Genomic DNA, 319 nt, shown 5'->3' with positions numbered 1-319 from the left:
AGCGCGCTCTTTGTAGTTTACAGCGAGGGATCCATAAGGGGCTTTCACTGGTTTTAAGTTTTTGCTTAGCTTTTCAGCCTTTGTTGTTGCAAGCACAAGCGCTTGGAGCGCGAAGTCCTGTTGCACAAGAGAGCCAAGGGATTAAAGCAGCTGATGGGGTTGGCTCTGTTTTCCGCCCCACGGTGGGGAAAGCCGGCAATGATGTGCCGCTGATTGATATTGTGCGCCCCAATGGACAAGGTCTTTCTCATAACAAATATGACAGTTTCAATGTTGATACCCATGGCGTGATTTTGAACAATTCGACAGAGGAGGTTTC

At 48.3% G+C, this 319-nt stretch carries 1 protein-coding gene; it reads left to right on the top strand.

Annotation, left to right across the window (positions count from 1 at the left end; all coding sequences use genetic code 11):
- Positions 1–319: hypothetical protein (locus ACFINR_RS09530; RefSeq protein WP_375654248.1), on the top strand; the 319-nt coding region annotated here is incomplete at both ends.

The organism is Bartonella sp. AP19HLJMH (assembly GCF_042196245.1).
GTDB lineage: Bacteria > Pseudomonadota > Alphaproteobacteria > Rhizobiales > Rhizobiaceae > Bartonella.
This window is presented reverse-complemented; position numbering and strand designations above follow the sequence as displayed.